At 53.6% G+C, this 4,073-nt stretch carries 4 protein-coding genes; 1 reads left to right on the plus strand and 3 read right to left on the minus strand.

All coding sequences use genetic code 11. The features are described from left to right. From ABX962_RS31765 to ABX962_RS31775, 3 genes are all read right to left on the minus strand, one after another. Nucleotides 1-1,295, minus strand: a 1,295-nt coding sequence (locus ABX962_RS31765; protein WP_372725633.1) for a Calx-beta domain-containing protein, incomplete at its 3' end; no start/stop codon positions are given. A gap of 121 nt (nt 1,296-1,416) precedes the next feature. Continuing rightward, nucleotides 1,417-1,542, minus strand: coding sequence for a hypothetical protein (locus tag ABX962_RS31770; protein ID WP_372725635.1), 126 nt, complete (start codon nt 1,540-1,542; stop codon nt 1,417-1,419). Nucleotides 1,543-1,603: 61 nt separating this feature from the next. Then, the gene (locus ABX962_RS31775; RefSeq protein ID WP_372725637.1) at nt 1,604-2,347 is read right to left on the minus strand and encodes a hypothetical protein; all 744 of its coding nucleotides are present in this window, start codon (nt 2,345-2,347) and stop codon (nt 1,604-1,606) included. Nucleotides 2,348-2,791: 444 nt separating this feature from the next. On the opposite strand from ABX962_RS31775, the gene ABX962_RS31780 reads away from it, so the two are divergent. Then, nucleotides 2,792-4,073, plus strand: a 1,282-nt coding sequence (locus ABX962_RS31780; protein ID WP_372725639.1) for a sulfatase-like hydrolase/transferase, incomplete at its 3' end; no start/stop codon positions are given.

Below are 4,073 nucleotides of genomic sequence, written 5' to 3' on the forward strand. Positions count from 1 at the left end.
AAGATCACGTTCAGTGAGATGGTGCCCACGTTTTCACCGACCGTTAATGTGGACGCGCGAAAATTAACTGTGGGAGGAGCGGTTTCGTCATTGTCGATGATCGTCAACACTTGACGGTTCGGAGTGCCAAGTTTTGCATTAGACGGCGGGTCAAGTTTGACAATCACCGTTTCATTGTTCTCTAACGCAAAATCATCGGTGACCGCGATGACAATCGTCCCGCTCGTTTCCCCCGAGGGGATCAGGATCGAATCGCCGCTGATCACAAAATCGGTGTTACGTGAAGCACTTCCCGAAACGGTATAAGGAATGATCACATCAAATTCAGTCGCTCCGGAAAGCGTAACGGTCATCACCGCTGAACCCGCGTTTTCTTGAATGGTCGTTTGGGCTAGTTCAAGCGTGGCGATCGGAGTGCTGTCATCGTCGTCGACAATGTTGACCGTGTGCGTCTTTTGGGATCCCAGCGTTGCGCCCGTCGGGGTGCCCAAGGTCACGATGATCGTCTCGGCGGATTCGGCTGACAAATCATCATTGATCGTGAATGTGATGTCCGCGGACATGTTGCCTGCCGGAATGATCAACGGCGACGCGTCCACGGTGAAGTCAACATCCTCGGTCGCCGTTCCTGACAACGTAAATGGAACAACAACATCTTCGTTGGCAATCTGTGAAAGCGAGACATTCACGGTGACGGTGCCAACATCCTCAAGCTGCGATTGCGTGGTGAGCGTTGTGCTTACCACCGTTTCACTCGCATCACTGACTCGCAAAATGACGTCGCCATAGTCAGTGATCGGCAGCGAATTGGTTTCCGCGTCCACGACCAAAGTGCGCCGCGCGGCGTTGCCACCGATGGCGTTGAGGGTCAAGCGATAATCGCCGGCGACATCAGGAACGGTAACGTCAAACGTTCCCAGGCTGCGAGTCGGGGGCACGCTGATCGCGGTGGACGCCGAACTCGAGACCACCGAATCGCCCGCATCGCGATCGATAATCGTGTCAATGAAAACCGGAAAATCTTCAGACTCGAAAAACTCGTCAATCTCAATCGCCACATCACTATCGGCAAAGTTCAATTGGTAACCGCGAACCGCTTGCTCGGCCGCCGTCAACGTTGCTTCGAAGCGAATCGTCGAACCGCCACTTGCGCTCACCACCGTGGTTCCATTGGATTCGGTCGTGGTTCCCACCACGGGCAACAAGTCAATGACCGCAAGTAAACGACGGTCCTCGAGCATTTCGGGAAAAAGGCGTCGGCGTTTTACGTTTCTACGCGTGGTTCGACGGCTCATAGGGGCACATCCTCGTTGCAGCAAGAAAAATCGGGGAACGCAAGTCTGTGGACTACGCTGGATAGGCATGTTGTCGGGGCTAATCTTAGTCCACCCGATGGGCTGTTGCCACTACGATCCCTCACGAAGCGAATTCTTCTTTCCAGTGGCGATTTCCTGGAAATTCGCCAAACCTAAGCTGCCCAGCACCGCGCAGCATAAAAAAAGCCTCACCCTGCTGCAGTTTGTCGCAAACAGGATGAGGCATCGATGTCCTCGTTTTTTGAGCTCGTGTCCTCGTTTTTGTCAGCTCGATCGCTCGCGGCGTGTTACCGTAACGAAATCGCATCTTGCAGCGGCTTCAGCACGCTTGCCACCAAATATTCGTCGATCAAATCTCGCCCCAGTGCAACCAGCCGATCGTATTCTTGCACATACGTTTCATCCGGTCCAAGGCTATCGTAACGGCGAACCGTCAAATAAACGCTGATCGGATCCTCGCTGTAATCGCCCGTGCGAACTTGGTAAGCGTTGGTCCGCGATTCAAAACTGATCCGGCACTGCGTTCGACACTCTTCGTCCAACGCAAATTGGATTGCCGGTTCATGCGATAACACTTTCCCGAAGGGCAGATTCATGAACCCTTGCAGTCCCGGCGCCACTCCAACGACTTCCGACAAAATATCGTTGTGGTTGCCGCGGTATGCAAAATCGAAACCGAACATCACACTCAGCGATTCGCAATCCAGCGGGCTGGCCGATAATTCGTAGGGGATCAACTCCAGCACGCTGCGATGCAGATCGTCGATCGCCTCGGCGGATTCGGGATTTACGACTCCCGAGTTCACTCGTTTTAACTCAGTCGAAACCCAGCGATACGCTCCCGCCTCTTTTTCTTCCTCTAAGACAAACTCATTTTTCTCGCGGCCGTAGAAGTTTTGCATCTTCGGGTAACGGCGGCGGATTTGTTCAAAGAAATGGAGGATCGATTCACGACCTTTGGGCAAATCCATCTCGGTCGTTAGAACCATGTTCAAGTAAAAGTCGTCGCTAAACGCACCATATCCGTTCATTCGTCACCTTTCGTGTCGCGTAGATGCTTTTTGGAGTGGTTGCCAGCACGGTGAATAGACGGGCAACCATGAAATGGGTTCACAAGCAAGGATGTAAGATCACAAGCGAACCACGACGACCTAGTGGCTAATTCAATAAGATGATGTGTTCCTCACTCGCATACAGGGACGTTCTTAGTAGAGAGACAGTCGACATCATGTAGTTTAAGCGCAAGCCGCCGAGGATTGAACCTCCGAAAGAACGGTTTTTCATGCTTCGCCCTCGTCGGAATCATGCCAAAGACGCAATTTCCCTGCCGCGGAGCTGCAAAATTGGGATTCATTGGGCTAGAATGACGCGTCAAGTTTGCTTTCGAAACGCCCTATCCGGCTGCTTTGGGGGGAATGTTTCCACTTTAACAGCGCGTAAGCCTTGATTTCTTTCAGTACGAATAAAATTCCAAAATGAGACTTCACCCCATGCTGCCCCGTCCACTCGCAGGTTTTGTGCTTGCTCTCGCTACTGCAACGGTCCTCACCGCAGCGGCTTCGGCAGCAGAAAAACCCAATATTGTTTTTATCTTCGCGGACGACATGTGCTTTGACACGGTTGCCGGATTGGGCAATTCCGAGATCCAAACTCCTCATCTCGACGCCTTGGCACGACGCGGGACGACATTCACGCACGCCTACAACATGGGGTCGTGGAGTGGAGCGGTTTGTGTCGCCAGCCGCACGATGCTGAACTCGGGACGCTACGTTTGGAATGCAAACGCAATCTACAAAACGAGCGAAAGCGAACGCAAAGAGGGACGATGGTGGAGCGAGCTGATGAAGTCCGCTGGCTACCACACCTACATGACCGGCAAATGGCACTGTACCGCGAGTGCCGAAAAGTCGTTTGACGTTGCACGAGACATCCGCCCAGGCATGCCCAAAGACACACCCGCCGGCTACAACCGACCCGCCGCCGACGGCAGCGATCCCTGGTCCCCGTCGGATCCAAAGTTTGGCGGATTTTGGCAAGGCGGCACCCACTGGAGCGAAGTGGTTGCGAACCATGCCGAAGATTTCCTCAGCGATGCAGCATCGCAAGATGATCCGTTCTTCATGTACCTCGCCTTCAACGCGCCGCACGACCCTCGCCAATCGCCCCAAGAATACGTCGATCGTTACCCCAGTGATTCTGTGACCGTCCCAAAAAACTTTCAACCGATCTATCCCTACGCGGAATCGATTGGTTGCGGCAAGGGATTGCGTGACGAGCGTTTGGGACCGTTCCCTCGTACCAAGCACGCAGTGCAAGTCCATCGCGGCGAATACTTCGCGCTGATCACTCACATGGATGACCAAATTGGACGAATCCTGAGAGCGGTCGAAGCGTCGGGCAAAGCCGACAACACTTGGATATTCTTTACCGCCGACCACGGACTCGCCGTTGGCCAACATGGATTGTTCGGCAAACAAAACATGTACGACCACAGCGTTCGCGTGCCTTTTATCGCCGTCGGCCCCGGAGTCAAACCGAACGCGAAAATCGAGCAGCCGATTTACTTGCAAGACGTGATGCCAACGACACTCGAATTGGCAGGCGCCCCGAAACCCGAATATGTCGAGTTCCATTCGGTACTGCCAATGCTCGCAGGTGAGACGGGTTCGCTCGACGAGATCTACGGATGCTACTTAAATCTGCAGCGGAGCATTCGCACCGACAAATACAAGTTGATCGTCTATCCCAAAGCCAAGA

Origin of the sequence: Novipirellula sp. (genome assembly GCF_041583735.1) — a bacterium.
Lineage (GTDB): Bacteria > Planctomycetota > Planctomycetia > Pirellulales > Pirellulaceae > Novipirellula.